Origin of the sequence: Lentzea pudingi, assembly GCF_014646255.1 — a bacterium.
Classification (GTDB): domain Bacteria; phylum Actinomycetota; class Actinomycetes; order Mycobacteriales; family Pseudonocardiaceae; genus Lentzea; species Lentzea pudingi.
The window spans coordinates 345,483-361,014 of record NZ_BMNC01000004.1; the positions used below are offsets into that span (position 1 = coordinate 345,483).

Here is a 15,532-nt window from a genome sequence, read left to right on the forward strand (position 1 = left end):
CGTGATCTGGTCCGCAGGTGGCGTGCGACTGGCGTTCTCGATCGGCCCGGACGCACCCGTGGCCCTGCTGTCCCTGCGTCCCAGGGGAAACAACGGTGGTGGGCTGCCGACGGCCTCGCCACTGGTCGAGATCCTCGCGATCGGGCACGGACGGTTTCCCGGCAGCCACCGCTACGCCGACACCACGATCGGCGCCAGGCTGCGCCATCGCGACCACACCGCCACGGCGCACGAGCTGAGGATCGTGCAGGCGGATCCCGTGAGCGGCCTCATGGTCACCAGCGTGTTCCAGGCGACGCCGGACGTGCCGGCTGTCCGCACGTGGACCACTGTCGAGGTCGAGGGGGACGAACCGGTCTGCCTGCACGCCGTCACCTCGGTCGTCATCTCGGCGTTCCACGCGGACGCGAACCGTTCGGTGGACCAGGTGGACCTGGTGCACGGCGACTCCGACTGGGTGGCCGAGTCGCGGTGGCGGCGAACACCGCTGCGCGCCGCCGGTCTCGTGGCGATGGACCCTGCCGCACACCACCACGCTTCTCGCAGCCGTTTCGCGCTGACCTCACGCAGTTCGTGGTCCACCGGAGAGCACCTGCCGACCGGCGTGCTCGTCGCCCGTGACGACACGTGGGCGTTGTCCTGGCAGATCGAGCACAACGGCGCGTGGCACTGGGAAGTGGGGGAGACCCTGACCGGTGCCTACCTCGCGTTGCTCGGACCGACCGACGCCGAGCACCAGTGGCACACCGAGGTGTCCGCCGGACAGGGCTTCACCACCGTTCCGGTCTCGCTCGCCGTGGCCGAAGGCGGAACCGACGACGCTCTGGCCGCCCTGACCCGGCAACGCCGGGCGACGTTGCTGCACCGGCGCGCCACGCACCTTCCCGTGGTGTTCAACGACTACATGAACACGCTCATGGGCGATCCCACGACCGGCAAGCTCCTGCCGTTGATCGACGCGGCGGCGGACGTGGGAGCGGACTACTTCTGCGTCGACGCGGGCTGGTACGACTCCGACGGCGGCTGGTGGGACAGCGTGGGGGAGTGGCTGCCGTCCACGACCCGGTTCCCAGGGGGCTTCGGCGAGGTCACCGACCGCATCCGGGCCCGGGGGATGGTGCCGGGCATCTGGCTCGAACCGGAGGTCGTCGGTGTCCGGTCGGCGCTGGCGGACAAGCTGCCCGCGGAGGCGTTCTTCCAACGCCGCGGTGCCCGTGTCGTCGAGCACGGCCGGTTCCACCTCGACCTGCGCCACCCCGCCGCCGTGGACCACCTGGACGAGGTGGTCGACCGGCTGGTCGGCGACTTCGGCATCGGCTACGTCAAGCTGGACTACAACATCATGCCGGGAGCGGGCACGGACGTCGGTGGATGCTCGCCGGGCGAGGGCCTGCTCGGCCACAACCGCGCACACCTGCGTTGGCTCGACGCGCTGCTGGAACGCCATCCGCGGCTGCTGGTGGAGAACTGCGCCTCCGGAGCGATGCGGATGGACTACGCGTTGCTCTCCCGCCTGCACCTGCAGTCGACCTCCGACCAGCAGAACCCGTTGCTCTACCCGCCGATCGCCGCCGCAGCGCCCGCCTCCATGCTGCCGGAGCAGATGGGGGTCTGGGCGTACGCACAACCCGGCATGACGCCGGGCGAAGCGGCGTTCACGCTCGCCACCGGCCTGCTCGGTCGGCTCTACCTCTCCGGCAGGCTCGATCTGATGGATCCTGAGCAGCGCGCGACGGTGCGCGATGCCGTGACCGTCCACAAGAGACTTGGCAAGGAGATCGGTGACTCCGTCCCGTTCTGGCCGCTCGGCCTGACCGCACCCGCCGGACCGTGGGTGACGATGGGCCTGCGCTGTCCCAGCACGACTTACCTGACGCTGTGGCGCCTGTCAGGCGCCTCGGCGACCTTCGCAGCCCCGGTGGCCCACCTGCGGGGCTCGGACGTCTCCGCGGAGCTGCTCTTCCCGGCTGCCGCGGCGGCCGGCTGGTCGCTGCACTGGCACCGCGACACGGGTGTGCTCCACATCGCGTGTTCCGCGGGCCCCCCGACTTCCGCCGTCATCCAGCTCACTCGCAAGTGATCAAAGGAGATCTCATGCGACACCTCCCCAGGGTGGGCGCGGCGTTGTCCGCGCTCGTCCTGACAGCACCCCTGCTCGCACTGATCAACCCGGGCACCGCGATCGCGGTGCCCACGCCCTACACCAGCGCGGCGTCCGGCCGATGCCTGGACGTCGCCGGAGCCTCCACCACCCAGGGCGCGCTGATCCAGATCTACGACTGCAACGGAGGCGCCAACCAGGCCTGGGACCTGACGCCGGCGGCGGAGTTGCGCGTGTTCGGCGGCACCCGGTGCCTGGAGGTACCGGCAGGCCAGACCGCGCCCGGCACGCGTCCGCAGATCGCGAACTGCACCGGCGGCGCCGGCCAGAAGTTCCGGCTCAACTCCGACGGCAGCATCGCGGCCACCCAGACCGGGCTCTGCCTGGACGTCGCGAACGCGGCCACGACGAACGGGTCCGCCGTGCTGCTGTGGAACTGCAACGGGCAGGCGAACCAGCGGTGGTCGGCGGGCGGCGGCGCACCGCAGCCCGCGTGCTCGGCCACCCCGGTCGGCCCGAACTCGACCACGCAGGCCCGCAAGCTGCTGTGCTACCTGTACAGCCAGTACGGCAACCACATCCTGTCCGGGCAGCAGGAGTCGACGTGGATCGGCGGGCCCGAGTACGAGATGAACCACATCCGGAACAACACCGGCAAACTCCCGGCCATCCGAGGCCTCGACTACGGCGACTCCAAGGACCTCGCACCCAGGGCGATCACCTGGTGGCAGGCGGGCGGCATCCCGATGATCGGCTACCACATGGGCGCGCCGACCAAGCCGGACACCTACGAGGGCAGCCAGATGACGGTGTCGATCAATGCCGTCCTCACGCCCGGCACGGCCGAGTACACGTCGTTCATCCAACGCCTGGACGGCGCGGCGGGAATGCTGCAGCAGCTGAAGAACTCGGGCGCGGCGGTGATCTGGCGCCCGTTCCACGAGGCGGGCGGCACCTGGTTCTGGTGGAGCAAGGAGGGCGGCGGCCAGTACAACCGGCTGTGGCGCTTCATGTTCGACTACTTCACCAGGGTCAAGGGCCTCAACAACCTGGTGTGGCTGCACGGGTACAACGGTTCTCCGCAGTCGTCGTTCTACCCCGGAAAATCCTATGTGGACGTCGGCGGTGCGGACACCTACGCCGGTAACGGCAACTACGACCCGCTCAAGCCGATGTACGACTCGGTGCGCAACATCGTCGGCGGCACGATCCCGATCGCGCTGCACGAGAACGGTCCCATCCCGGACCCGGACCGGCTGCAGTCCTCCGGCGCGCGCTGGGTGTTGTTCGGCACCTGGCACGGCAACCACCTGACGCAGAGCAACTCGGTGAGCCATCTGCAGAAGGTGTACGGCCACAGCTATGTGATCACCCGCGATGAGCTGCCCAACCTGAGGTAGCCCGCGCGGCTGTCGCGGGCGATCGCGGGCGCGGCGCCCGCGGCAGCCGGTCTCCTAGCACGTTGACTTACTTTACTTGCCGACGTAACGATCGCCGTGGTGACCGCGGCATCGGGGAGCGAGGAACGATGAAGCGCCAGACGTTGCACGACGGGTGGCAGCTGAGCGTGGCGGCGGGCCCCGTGCCCGACGGTGTGCGGGACGCCCGTGTGCCTGCCGCGGTGCCCGGCAGCACGCACCTCGACCTGCTGGCGGCGGGACTGATCCCGGATCCCTTCCTCGACCGCAACGAGGAGTCGCTCACCTGGATGCACCGCACGGACTGGCGGTACGAGCTGACCTTCGACACCACGGCACCGTCCGTGGACGAACGGGTCGATCTCGTGTTCGAGGGACTCGACACAGTGGCCGCCGTCGAGCTCAACGGCCTGCCGGTCGGCACCGCGGTGAACATGCACCGCACGCACCGGTTCGACGTGCGTCCTCTGCTCCGCGACGGCGCGAACGAGCTGACCGTCACCTTCTCCTCCGCGCTGAACCACGCCCAGCAGCTCGAGCAGGAACTGGGCTGGCGGGACCACGCCTATCCGCACCCGTTCAACATGATCCGCAAGATGGCCTGCTCGTTCGGCTGGGACTGGGGTCCCGACCTGCAGACCGCGGGCATCTGGCGACCGGTGCGCCTGGAACGCTGGCGCACCGCGCGCCTCGCGTCGGTCCGCCCGCTGGTGACCATCGACCCCGACGGCACCGGCCGGGTCGAGGTGCACGCCGGCGTCGAGCGCGGCGATCCCGGCGCGCAGCGGCTGTGGCTGGCGGCTACCGTGAACGGACGCACGGCACGGGTTCCGTTCAGCGGTGACACGGCCGTCGTGACCGCGTTCGTCCCCGACGCGCGGCTGTGGTGGCCTGCCGGGTACGGCGAGCAGCCCCGGTACGACCTTTCCGTGTCGCTGGAGTCCGACGGCGAGACGATCGACGCGACGGAGCACCGAATCGGGTTCCGCACGATCACCGTGGACACCGAGCCCGATGAGATCGGCACTCCGTTCACCTTCGTGGTCAACGGCAGGCGCGTCTTCGCCAAGGGCGCGAACTGGATCCCGGACGACCACTTCCTCACCCGGATCACCCGTGACCGCCTGGTGCGGAGAGTCGATCAGGCCGTCGAGGCGAACTTCACCATGCTGCGGGTGTGGGGCGGCGGCATCTACGAGTCCGAGGACTTCTACGACGTCTGCGACGAACGCGGAATCCTGGTGTGGCAGGACTTCCCGTTCGCCTGCGCCGCCTACCCCGAGGAAGAACCGTTGTGGAGCGAGGTGGAGGCCGAGGCACGGGAGAACGTCGCCCGGCTCACCGGCCACCCGTCGCTCGCGCTGTGGAACGGCAACAACGAGAACCTGTGGGGCTTCGCCGACTGGGGCTGGCCGGAGCAGCTCGGCGGGAAGACCTGGGGCCTGAGGTATTACACGGAACTGCTGCCCGCGATCGTCGCCGAGCTGGACCCGACCAGGCACTACGCGCCAGGCAGTCCGTACAGCACCGGCGATCGGCATCCGAACGACGCCGATCACGGCACCCGCCACGACTGGGAGGTGTGGAATCGCGTCGACTACCAGCACTACCGCGACCACGTGCCGCGGTTCTGCTCGGAGTTCGGCTTCCAGGGGCCGCCCACGTGGGCGACGCTGTCGAGCTGGGTGCACGACGAGCCGCTGACCCCCACCTCGGCGGGGTTCCTCCTGCACCAGAAGGCCGACGACGGCAACGGCAAGCTCGAACGCGGGCTGGCAGCTCACCTGCCGGTGCCCGCGGACTTCGCCGATTGGCACTGGGCGACCCAGCTCAACCAGGCGCGTGCCGTGGCGTTCGGCATCGAGCACTTCCGGTCGTGGTGGCCGCGCACGGCGGGCGCGCTGGTCTGGCAGCTCAACGACTGCTGGCCCGCGACGTCGTGGGCCGCCGTCGACAGCGACGGGCGGCGCAAACCGCTCTGGTACGCGCTCCGGCAGGCGTTCGCGCCACGCCTGCTGACCGTGCAACCGAGGGATGGCCGCTCCGTCCTGTTCCTCGTCAACGATCACGACGACCAGTGGAGCGGCCACCTGCGCGTCGAGCGGCAGTCGTTCGCGGGAGCGGTGCTGGACTCCGCCGTGCTCCCGTTCTCGGCGCCTGCCAGGTCCGTCGCCCGTGTCGAGTTGCCGGAGAACCTGCTCGTCCCTTCCGGTCCTGCCGCAGAGGTGCTCGTCGCGACCACGGACGAGGCTCGTGTCGTGCACCTGTTCCGCGAGGACCTCGATCTGGCGTACGACCCGGCACCGCTCACCGCGCACGTGGAGGTCGTCGAAGGCGGATATCGTGTCGACGTGCGCGCCACCTCGTTCGCACGAGATGTCGCCGTGCTGGCCGACCGGGTCGCCCCGGACGCTGTCGTCGAGGAGATGCTGGTGCCGATGCTCGCCGGCGAGACCCGCTCGTTCTTCGTGCGGACCGGGACACGGCTCGCCGACCCCGCCGTGCTGGCCGGACCGCTGGTGCTGCGCAGCGCCAACGGGCTCTGCGCACCGATGGTGAGGTCCTGAGTGGCTGCTGCGGATTCGTCTGGCGCCGTCGGGCTGGTGCTGGCCCGCCCGGCCCGGCTGCTCGGTGCCGAGCCGTTCTTCATGGAGTTCATCGCCGGCATCGAGGAATGCCTCACCGAGCGCGACATGTCCGTTCTGCTGCACGTGGTCACGACGCACGCCGCAGAGCTCGCCGCATACCGGCGGTGGGCGGCCGGCCGGCTGGTGGACGCGGTCGTCCTGGTCAACCGGTCAGTCGTCGACCCGCGTCCGGCGCTGTTGCGCGAGCTCGACATGCCTGTTGTGGTCGTCGGCGAACCCGCTGCCGCGCTGGGCGGGCCCGCGGTGCGCACCGATGACGCCGGTCCGGTCGTGGAAGCGCTGCGTCACCTGTTCGAGCTCGGTCACTCCCGCATCGCCAGGATCACCGGACCGGCAGGCTTGCTGCACACCGCCGCGAGAACCGCGGCGATGCTCGACGGGTGTCGCGCCGCCGGTGCCGTCCCGATGATCCTGGAAGGCGACTACTCCGAGGAGTCCGGCGCGAAGCTGACCGCCGCGCTGCTCGGCCGGTCCGAGCCGCCCACCGCGATCCTCTACGACAACGACGTGATGGCGGTCGCCGGACTGGGCGCGGCGAAGGAGCTGGGCGTCTCGGTGCCCGGCCGGCTCAGTCTGATCGCCTGGGACGACTCGACGTTGTGCCGGCTGGCGTCACCCTCGCTGACGACGATGAGCGTGGACGTCCACCAGTTCGGCGTCTCGGTCGCGCAGTCGGTGCTGGAACTGACCAGCGGACAACAGGTCGCTGAACGGTGGTCGCCTGCCGCCACGCTCCTCGTCCGGGAAAGTTCGGCCATCGTGGCGGCTCACTAGAGCCGAACCAGTTCGAACCAGCGTTGTGCACGGGAACCATGCGTGGCTCACGCAGGGTTTCGCCGTGAGCAAAAGATCTTTCTTCAGTTCGTCATGACTGCCGCACATCTCACTCCGCGATCGTCGCGGACTTCGGCGACCTCGATCGACCGGCGGCGGGCGATGGTGAGCAACCAGACGAGCAGGCTGCCCTTGGCGGGGTCGAAACTCTCCCTGCCGCGCCACGCCGTCACGAACGTCGTCCGCGCCACGTCCTCGGCGTCCGCCCGCGACGGCAGGCTCGACGCGGCCACCCGCAACACCGCTGGGGCGTAGCGCTCGTAGACGGCTCCAAGTGCGCCTTCCTCACGTGCGACGAAGGACTTGGTCGTCTCGACGACGGTGTCGCTGGCGCCGGTCAGCACGGTGACCCCCGCGGGCAAGATCGCACCACCTGACCGGATCTGGGGCTCGCGGACGAGGTTCGCTCAACGGGCGGGCGCGCCCTCACCGTGGTGGGCGCGCCGGGACAGGGGAGACCTCATCGCAGCACCGGTTGCCGTACCCGATGACCAGGCCGGCGGAGAATGCGGTGACACCGAACGTGCTGTCCAGCACCGACGCGGCACCGGGTGTCAGAGCGAGCGTGACACCCTGCGGCGTCGCGGCTCCAATGATGAACAGGTCAGCGCGCTGCCTGAAGTTTCCAGACCTGACAGCACACCCCGGTTGAGGTCGATCGTGTAGTTGGTCAGGTACGAACGGGTGTGCCCGGCCTGCGGCACGAGTCCGCCGACGTGCTCGATCGTTCCGTCGGACGGGTCGCCGACGATCGCGAAGCTGATCGCCGCTCCTGTTTGCCGGCGAACACGGGCTTCACCTTGACCCCCAACGAGGTCAGCGCCGCCGCGGCGGGGTCGAGCGTCAGATCGGTGCGGCCCTGGAAGAAGGCCGATGAGCGTCCATCATGTCAACATCTGGTCGGCTCACCACGCAGCTTTGAGCGATGGAGCGGAGGGACGCTGTGGCAGGCGGAGAGGAAATCACTACCGGCACTCCTCTTGCTCGAGTCACACCCTGCAGGATGGTGCGGTGAAGCTCGCCTGCGAAGTGGAGGATCGATGCTTGTGGTGACCGGTCCTTCCGGCAACGTGGGCGCCGAGCTGACCGACCTGTTGTGTTCGCGGACTGCGGACTGCGGACTCCTGGCGAGTGGGCAGTCGGCGCCCTGAGTTGATGGCCGAGCGTGCCGCGGCCGGCGGTGGTCAGGCGGTGCGGTTCGACTTCTTCGACTCCTCCACCTGGCCTGCGGCGCTCGACGGCGTCCGGGAGTTGTTCCTCCTCTTTCCCCTGCCTGCCAACAAGGCGGCGCGGACCGCGATGCTGCCGTTCCTCCGCGCCGCGGAGAAGGCCGGCTGCGGCACGTCGTCTACGTGTCGGTGTTCGGTGCGGACAAGGCGCGGTTCATCCCTCACCACAAGATCGAGCAGGCCCTGTTCGCGTCGTCCATGACGTGGACGGTGTTGCGGTGCAGCTTCTTCATGCAGAACCTGTTCCGGTCGATCTCGACGCATGGCGAGGACATCGCGGAACGCGGCGAACTGTTCATCCCGGCTGGGCGTGGCCGAACCACGTTCATCGATGCCCGTGACGCTGCTGAGGTAGCCGTCGAAGAGTTGCTCGACCCAAACCGCCATCGCAACACCGTGCACCACCTGACCGGTGCGACGGCCTTGAAGATGGACGAGGTTGCCGCGTCTCTGAGCATCCACCTGGGCGCACCGGTGAGGTACACCAACCCGAGTCTGCCCCGGTTCGCCGGGCGCTTGCGCAAGCGCGGAGTGGGTTGGGACAGCATCGGTTTCATGTCAGCGGTGTACAGCTTGACCCGCTTGGGACTCAACCAGCCGATCACCGGTGACGTGGAGCGCCTTCTTGGCCGGCGACCGCGCACCCTGGACGACTTCCTGGTCGATCAGTCCTGGCGATTCGCGGGACGATCTTGGACCTGAGGCCGAGCCGAGATCATCGCTTCGCTAGAGCCACTTGTTGCGCCTGAACAGCCGGTACATCACGAGGCACGCGACGGCCAGGGCCGCGAGTACGAGCGGGGCGGCCGTAGGTCCACCGGAGTTCGGGCATATGGTCGAAATTCACGATCATCTTCAAGGCCGACGTCAACGCCCAGGCCGGCGCCTATGCCACCGGCATCCTGGCGATGATGGTCTCCGCATCGGTCGCCGTGACCATCTCCGCTGTCCGGCGGCGATAGCGATGGGCCGCGGTCGCGTTCACCGTGCTGACGCTCATCCTGCTCTACGCCCTGGTGGAGAACGTGATCGAGAAACCGGACGGCATCACCATCTCGCTCTTCTTCATCCTCGGCATCATCGCCATCTCGCTGGTGTCCCGGGTCACCCGGACGACCGAGCTGCGGGTGGAGCACATCGAACTCGACGAGACAGCCCGCCGGTTCGTCACCGACTCGCTGATCCACGACGGTGCTCTCACGATCATCGCCAACCGCCGTCAAGCGGGAGACGCCACCGAGTACGCGGAGAAGGAGGCCGAGCAACGAGGGACCAACCCCGTACCCGGTACGGCAGACGTGATCTTCCTGGAGATCGACGTGGTCGACCCCTCCGACTTCAGCGACGTCCTGCAGGTGCGCGGGGTGGAGGTCGACGGACATCGGATCCTGTGCGCCGGCAGCCCCGCCGCACCCAACGCCATCGCCGCGATCCTGCTCGCCCTGCGCGACGCCACCGGGGTGCGGCCGCACTGCCACTTCGCCTGGAGCGAAGGCAATCCGCTGGGCCACCTCTTCCGCTACCTGCTCCTCGGCCGCGGTGACACGGCCCCGGTCGTACGAGAGATCATCCGGGCCAGCGAACGCGATCCCGGCCGGAGGCCCGGCATCCACGTCGGCGGCTGAAGCCCACGGCCGTTAGGCTGCGTCGATGGGTGATTGGCCGGACCTGCGACGCCGTGCTGACGAGGGCGATCAGGACGCGGTGGACGAGCTGGTCGAGCTCGCGGGCGAGGCCGGTGACGTGGACGAGCTGCGGCGGCTCGCCGAGGCGGGCAGCACCGACGCGGCCGACCAGCTCGTCGAACTCGCGAGTGAGCGCGAAGACTTCGACGAACTGCGCAGGCTGGCGGCGCTGGGCAACAGCGACGCCGCCGACGTGCTGGCCGAACTGCAGGAGTGACATCTGCTCGGATGTTCGTGACCTCCTGAGATGAACTCGGTCAGAGTCCGGCGCCCGTGTGTGGTGTCGAATCAGGGGCGGACCGATCCGCCGAGGTCCAATCCTTCCAGCCATCGCTGGTGCCAGTGCAGCAGGCAGGGGCGCAGCCATCGGCCCGCGATGGCGGGGAGGAGTCCTCGCTGGGTTTCCTCCGTGACCACGTGGGTCGTCCCGTCGGGTTGCGGTGTGAGCAGCCAACGGTGGTGGCCCTGCGTGCCGAACGCGGTCCCCGTCCAGCCGAGTTCGCGGTGCGGGTCGAAGAAGGTGACGATGCAGTCGACCCGGACGTTGAACGTGGTCCAGCGGAACCGGGTGCCTGGACCGAGCTCGGTCACGTCGTCGAGCTGGATCCTGCGTGTGTTCCGGTACCAGTCGGGCCAGGAGCGGGCGTCGACGAGCATCTTCCAGATGACGTCGACATCGGTGTCGACCACCAGTTCGTTGCGGGTGTGCACCAAGGTTTCCTCTGGTGACAAGCCCTGTGGCCAGTGGATGGTCATGACGGTCTCCTGGCGAGGTCACGCAGGTTGGTGCCGCGCACGGTCAGCGCGAGGTCGGTTTCGTGCACCTGGGCGGGCGTCCGGTAGCCCGGCACCGCCGCTCCGGCACCTGTGCGGGCGAGGAGTTCGGCTGCGGCGTGGGTGAAACAGGTAGGCCTCTCGCCCGGTGAGCACCGCTTCGGCGACCGACCCGTCCAGTGCTGTCGCCTTTCCGTGCACGACCGTGCGTCCAGCGGCCAACTGCTGGTCCGATGTCGCCCCGGTTGACCCACCGTGCGGGTGGATCTCGAGAAGCTCGGCCGACTGGCGCTGGAGATGGTCTTGTCGAGTGGGGACGGCGTCCCGCGGACCTGCCGGGAGAAGTGCCAGGTGGTACCGGGTTCCAGCACACCCGGCCCAAGCCCGTTGGCCGGAAGTCCGCGGCGAGAGGGTGACCACGGCGTGGTCACCGGCCATCGGCGGTGGACTTCCGGGTCGACCGCGCTCGGCTGCGTCACGCCGGCCGCCGGGACCACTCGCCGTCGACTCGGCGCGGTACGTGCCACGGGTTGTCCCGGCGCAGGGGCGGCGGTAGCAGCACGTCCGGCACGTCCTGGTAGGCCATCGGGCGCAGCCACCGGTTGATGGCGGTCGCGCCGACACTGGTGTGCAACGGCGCGGTGGTCGCGGGCCACGGCCCTCCGTGGTGCATGGCCGCGGTGACCGACACGCCCGTGGGCCAGCCGTTCCAGACCACCCGGCCCGTCTGCACCGCGCGGAACACCTTGAACGCCAGTTCTTCCTCGGCCTCTCCGTGCACGGAGACGGCCAGGCTCGCGGGCAGCGTCGCGAGAGCGGCCAGCAGGTCCTCGTCGGACTCGTACTCCACAACCACCGCCGACGGGCCGAAACACTCCGCGACCGGTCCTTCCCGCAAGGCTGAAGCGGACATCGTGAAGAGGCTCGGTGCAACCGCGTCTTCCGTTCCCCCGGGCAACGGCACGATCTCGCGGACATCGTTTCGCCGTGCGAGCTCGCCGACCGAGGCCAGGTAACCTTCCCGGATCCAGGCGCCCAGCAGGAGCCTCGGCGCGACCTCCGCGACCGCGAGCCGCAGGACCTCGTCCAGACCGTGTCCTGCGGGCAGGAAGAGCAGGCCGGGTTTCGTGCACAGCTGGCCCGAGCCGAGGGTGAACGACGCCACGAACGCCTTCGCCACCTCCTCTCCGCGAGCCGCCACGGCAGCAGGGGTGACGACGGCCGGGTTCACCGAGCCCAGCTCGCCGTAGAACGGGATCGGGTCCTCCCTGCCGGTCGCGAGGTCGAACAACGCGCGTCCACCGGCGCCGGAACCGGTGAACCCCACGGCGGTGATGTTCGGGTCCACCACCAGCGCCCGGCCCGCATCCCGGCCGGTGACGAGCGACAGCGCGCCGTCGGGCAGCACGTCCGCGGCCAGTGCGCACGTCAGTTCCGACAGCTCCGGATGTCCCTCGTGGGCTTTGACCACCACCGGGCATCCCGCGGCCAGGGCACTGGCGGTGTCGCCGCCGAGCACGGAGAACGCGAACGGGAAGTTCGACGCCGCGAACACGCCCACCGGTCCGAGCGGGGTGAGCATCCGGCGGATGTCGGGCCGGCCTGCGGGCGGCGGACCCGCTATCGGCCGGTCGACGACGACGTCGAGATAAGCGCCATCGGTGACCACGTCGGCGAACGCGGTCAGCTGGAACCGGGTGCGGTCCACCTCGCCGCCGAGGCGCGCCGCACCGATGTGGGTCTCGCGGTCGGCGACTGAGACGAGTTCATCGCGGTGCTCCTGCAGTACCTGCGCGAGACGGTGCAGCAGGTCGGCGCGGTCACGTGGTGACGACGCGGCAAGAGCGGGAGATGCCGCGAGGGCGGTCGCGGTCACCTCGGACACTCGGCCGGTCACAGATGTGGTGTGCATCAGACCTCGCAGTGCTGGGCAGATCGACGAAATCCAGAATTTCCGGCGCCGACACTTGCGCTTGGTATCTTGGTATACCAACATACCGGTATGCCGTACGGAGATGTGACCCGGACCATAAGCTCACCGCGCGCGCCGGTCAACGGAGCAGCGCTGGCCGCTTTGCTGCCTCCCGCCCAGACGCCCGCGTCCCGCGCCGACGTGGTGTGCGAGGCGTTGCGCCGGGCGATCCTCGACGGCGTGCTCCAGCCAGGACAGCCGCTGGTCGAGCGTGAGCTGGCGGACATGCTCGGCGTCTCGAAGACGCCGGTCCGCGAAGCGCTCAAGCAGCTGCGGTCCACCGGCCTCGTCGAGGTGGCGTCGTTCCAAGGCGTGCGGGTGCGCGAACTGGACGCGGACTACGTGGAAAAGCTGTACGCCGCACGAGCGAGCACCGAACCGTCCGCGGTTCGCCTTGCCGTGCAGCGGCTCGGCGCCACCGAGCACGCCGCCGCGCACGCCGCATTGGGCGAGGCGGCCGACTGCGCCTCTCGTGGCGACCGCACCGGGATGGGCATTGCGAACCGGACCTTCCACCGAGTGCTGTACACGGCGTCGGACAACGGGTTCCTGTGCGACTTCCTCGACCAGTTGCAGGATCTGACCGCCTTCGCGGCCACCACCGGGTGGCGGCTGCGGGCCACCTTCGAGCAGGAGGCGGCCGAGCACGCCGCGATCCTCGCCGCTGTGGAGCAGGGCGACGCGGACCTGGCCGAGCGGCTGGCCCGCGAGCACATCGAGAAGGCCGCCAAGACGCTGTCGGACACCTTGCACGAGGCGGACGCGGGCCATGAAGCTTGATCTCTTCGCCCACCCGGTCTCCTTCCGGTCCGACCGGGAGGGAGAAGCCGCGCGGATCGCGGCCACGGGCGCGGACGGAGTCGTCCTCGCGCTGGCCTACCACAGCGGTCGCTGGCTGCTCACCACCAGCGATCCCGGCGCCGTCGTCCACCTCGACGCGGGACGCTTCTTCCGCGCCGACGACCCGGACCTGCTCGACCAGTCCGTTGTGGACGACTCGTCCGCGGGCGTGGTCGGGGCGTTGAGGTCGGCCGGGCTCGACGCGTCCGGCTGGCTGGTCGGTCTGCACCAGTCGGAGATGGCCACCCGCCGCCCCGATCTGGCCCTGCGCAACGCGTTCGGCCACCGGTACCGGCACGCGCTGTGCCCGGCGAGACCGGAAGTCGTCGCGTTCGCCCGCGCCCTGGTGGCGGGTGCGGCGCGGGCCACGGGTGTGTCCCGGCTGGAACTGGAGGCGTTCGGTTACCTCGGCTGGGAGCACCAGGGAGCACACGAGAAGGTGGGCACCGCGCTCCGCCCGGCCGACCGGTGGCTGTTGTCGCTGTGCGTCTGCTTGGCGTGCTCGGCGCAGTTCAACGACTCAGGCGTGGACCCGGCCGAACTCGCCGAACGGACCGCCACGGCGGTCCGGACCCAACTCGCCGAACCGCGTCCGGCCGCGACCGACCCGGTGGAGGACGTCGACTCGGCGCTCGGACCCCAGCTCCACCAAGCGGTGCTCCGAGTCCGGTCGCGGGTCAGCTGTGACCTGGTGACGGCAGCCGTCGACGCCGCCGGGAGCACCCCGGTCTCCGTGCGCGCCACCGCCGACCCCCACGGCTGCGCAGGCAAGACGGCGGGAGGTCTCGGCGATCTCACGGCCACCCGCGCGGGGCTCACCGTCACCGACCTGTCCGGTGATTTCGGTGCCCTGCAACGAGAACTCGAGGCGGCCGCCGCGGTCGCGACCCACCTGACCGTCGGCTGGAGCCTCTTCCACTCCGCCACCCCGACCAGCGCGGTGCTGGGAGCCGTCACGGATCTGGCGCTCGCGCACGGGGCAGACGCGCTCGCGCTGTACCTCTACGACCTCGTTCCCGCGGCCCGGCTGCGGGACCTGTCCACCCAGCGCCGCGCGTCCGCGCTCGTCACCACGGGGGAGACGTCCCGATGACGGCTTACCTGATCCGCCGGCTGGCGCAGCTCGTGCCGGTCCTGATCGTCGTCTCGATGGTCCTGTTCGCGCTGCTGCGGCTGCTGCCCGGCGATCCCACCACGGAGATCCTCGGTCAGGAGGCCAGTGAGGCCGACCGGGCCGCGTTGCGAGCAGACCTCGGCCTGGACGACCCGGTGTGGCTGCAGTACCTGAACTGGACGGGAGGTGCGCTGACCGGTGACCTCGGCCGGTCCTGGCTCACCAACGAACCGGTCGGCGCCGTCATCCTCGACCGGCTGCCCGCGACCGTGGAACTCGGCCTGATCGCGATCGTGCTGACCGTCCTCATCGGACTCCCGGCGGGCATCATCGCCGCGGTGCGCAGTCGCACCAAGACCGACGCGGTGATGACCACGGCCAGCGTGTTCGCCCTGTCGACGCCGCACTTCTACCTGGCGGCACTGCTGATCCTGGTGTTCGGGCTCTGGCTCCGCATCCTCCCGCCGTCGGGATACGTGCCGTTCACCGAGGACCCGCTGCAAAACCTGCTGCACATGGTGCTGCCCGCGATCACGATCGGGTCCACGATCATCGCGGTGATCATGCGGCAGACCCGTGGCTCGCTGCTGGCCGCGCTCGGCGAGGACTACGTCCGCACAGCGCGTGCCTCGGGACTGGCCCAGCGCAGGATCGTCACCGTCTACGCGCTGCGCAACGCCGTGGTGCCGGTCGTCACGGTGGCCGCGTTGCAGATCGGCGCGCTGATGAGCGCCACCGTGGTCACCGAAGCGGTCTTCACCGTGCCGGGCATGGGCACGTTGATCGTCAACGCCATCTTCAGCAGGGATCTGCCCATCGTCCAGGGCGCGGTGCTCGTGGTCGTGGTGTTCGTCCTGCTGGTCAACCTGCTCGCCGACCTCGTCTACGCGCGGCTCGACCCGCGCATCACCTACTAG

General features: G+C 69.6%; 13 protein-coding genes and 1 pseudogene. 10 read left to right on the top strand and 4 right to left on the bottom strand.

Going from position 1 to position 15,532, the window contains the following annotated elements:
* Position 1 precedes the first annotated feature (1 nt).
* The 4 genes from IEY88_RS44275 (at position 2) to IEY88_RS17010 (ending at position 6,941) form a co-directional block, all read left to right on the top strand.
* The gene (locus IEY88_RS44275) at positions 2-2,080 is read left to right on the top strand and encodes a glycoside hydrolase family 36 protein (RefSeq protein WP_229693463.1); all 2,079 of its coding nucleotides are present in this window, start codon (positions 2-4) and stop codon (positions 2,078-2,080) included.
* A gap of 14 nt (positions 2,081-2,094) precedes the next feature.
* On the top strand, positions 2,095-3,501 hold the full coding sequence (locus tag IEY88_RS17000; protein ID WP_189155724.1) for a glycosyl hydrolase: 1,407 nt from the start codon (positions 2,095-2,097) through the stop codon (positions 3,499-3,501).
* A 128-nt stretch (positions 3,502-3,629) separates the two neighbouring features.
* Positions 3,630-6,086, top strand: a complete 2,457-nt coding sequence (locus IEY88_RS17005; RefSeq protein ID WP_189155725.1) for a glycoside hydrolase family 2 protein — start codon at positions 3,630-3,632, stop codon at positions 6,084-6,086.
* On the top strand, positions 6,087-6,941 hold the full coding sequence (locus IEY88_RS17010; RefSeq protein WP_189155726.1) for a LacI family DNA-binding transcriptional regulator: 855 nt from the start codon (positions 6,087-6,089) through the stop codon (positions 6,939-6,941).
* Between the two features lie 83 nt (positions 6,942-7,024).
* Here the strand turns inward: IEY88_RS17010 and IEY88_RS17015 are convergent, their stop codons facing one another.
* Together IEY88_RS17015 and IEY88_RS45730 are read right to left on the bottom strand one after the other, a co-directional pair.
* The gene (locus IEY88_RS17015) at positions 7,025-7,363 is read right to left on the bottom strand and encodes an RNA polymerase sigma factor (protein WP_189155727.1); all 339 of its coding nucleotides are present in this window, start codon (positions 7,361-7,363) and stop codon (positions 7,025-7,027) included.
* An 822-nt stretch (positions 7,364-8,185) separates the two neighbouring features.
* Positions 8,186-8,617 (bottom strand): hypothetical protein, encoded by a 432-nt coding sequence (locus IEY88_RS45730; RefSeq protein WP_444543329.1) that lies wholly within the window; start codon positions 8,615-8,617, stop codon positions 8,186-8,188.
* Between the two features lie 9 nt (positions 8,618-8,626).
* On the opposite strand from IEY88_RS45730, the gene IEY88_RS45735 reads away from it, so the two are divergent.
* From IEY88_RS45735 to IEY88_RS17030, 3 genes and pseudogenes are all read left to right on the top strand, one after another.
* On the top strand, positions 8,627-8,932 hold the full coding sequence (locus IEY88_RS45735; RefSeq protein ID WP_444543330.1) for a Rossmann-fold NAD(P)-binding domain-containing protein: 306 nt from the start codon (positions 8,627-8,629) through the stop codon (positions 8,930-8,932).
* 143 nt (positions 8,933-9,075) lie between these two features.
* Positions 9,076-9,855 (top strand): annotated as a pseudogene (locus tag IEY88_RS17025) (amino acid transporter); the annotation flags it as partial.
* A 25-nt stretch (positions 9,856-9,880) separates the two neighbouring features.
* Positions 9,881-10,132: a hypothetical protein gene (locus IEY88_RS17030; RefSeq protein ID WP_189155729.1), complete on the top strand. Its 252-nt coding sequence runs from the start codon at positions 9,881-9,883 to the stop codon at positions 10,130-10,132.
* A 71-nt stretch (positions 10,133-10,203) separates the two neighbouring features.
* On the opposite strand, the gene IEY88_RS17035 is transcribed toward IEY88_RS17030, so the two are convergent.
* Complete coding sequence (locus tag IEY88_RS17035) at positions 10,204-10,671, bottom strand: SRPBCC domain-containing protein (protein WP_189155730.1); 468 nt, start codon at positions 10,669-10,671, stop codon at positions 10,204-10,206.
* A gap of 493 nt (positions 10,672-11,164) precedes the next feature.
* Complete coding sequence (locus tag IEY88_RS17040) at positions 11,165-12,601, bottom strand: aldehyde dehydrogenase family protein (protein ID WP_189155731.1); 1,437 nt, start codon at positions 12,599-12,601, stop codon at positions 11,165-11,167.
* A gap of 105 nt (positions 12,602-12,706) precedes the next feature.
* Between IEY88_RS17040 and IEY88_RS17045 the strand changes: the two genes are divergently transcribed.
* From IEY88_RS17045 to IEY88_RS17055, 3 genes are read left to right on the top strand one after another with little or no spacing between them, the layout of a single operon-like run.
* Positions 12,707-13,441, top strand: coding sequence for a GntR family transcriptional regulator (locus IEY88_RS17045; protein ID WP_229693465.1), 735 nt, complete (start codon positions 12,707-12,709; stop codon positions 13,439-13,441).
* Positions 13,431-14,594: an alpha-amylase family protein gene (locus IEY88_RS17050; RefSeq protein WP_189155733.1), complete on the top strand. Its 1,164-nt coding sequence runs from the start codon at positions 13,431-13,433 to the stop codon at positions 14,592-14,594. Before IEY88_RS17045 ends, IEY88_RS17050 begins: the two co-directional genes overlap by 11 nt.
* Positions 14,591-15,532 carry an ABC transporter permease gene (locus tag IEY88_RS17055; RefSeq protein ID WP_189155734.1) on the top strand — a complete coding sequence of 314 codons (942 nt, stop codon included), beginning with the start codon at positions 14,591-14,593 and terminating at the stop codon, positions 15,530-15,532. The genes IEY88_RS17050 and IEY88_RS17055 overlap by 4 nt, the downstream gene beginning before the upstream one ends.

Coding starts and splice junctions, on each gene's coding strand:
- IEY88_RS17030 (WP_189155729.1), top strand. CDS start 9,881: ATGGGTGATTGGCCGGACCTGCGACGCCGTGCTGACGAGGGCGATCAG.
- IEY88_RS17005 (WP_189155725.1), top strand. CDS start 3,630: ATGAAGCGCCAGACGTTGCACGACGGGTGGCAGCTGAGCGTGGCGGCG.
- IEY88_RS17035 (WP_189155730.1), bottom strand. CDS start 10,671: ATGACCATCCACTGGCCACAGGGCTTGTCACCAGAGGAAACCTTGGTG.
- IEY88_RS17040 (WP_189155731.1), bottom strand. CDS start 12,601: ATGCACACCACATCTGTGACCGGCCGAGTGTCCGAGGTGACCGCGACC.
- IEY88_RS17000 (WP_189155724.1), top strand. CDS start 2,095: ATGCGACACCTCCCCAGGGTGGGCGCGGCGTTGTCCGCGCTCGTCCTG.
- IEY88_RS45730 (WP_444543329.1), bottom strand. CDS start 8,617: ATGGCGGTTTGGGTCGAGCAACTCTTCGACGGCTACCTCAGCAGCGTC.
- IEY88_RS17050 (WP_189155733.1), top strand. CDS start 13,431: ATGAAGCTTGATCTCTTCGCCCACCCGGTCTCCTTCCGGTCCGACCGG.
- IEY88_RS17055 (WP_189155734.1), top strand. CDS start 14,591: ATGACGGCTTACCTGATCCGCCGGCTGGCGCAGCTCGTGCCGGTCCTG.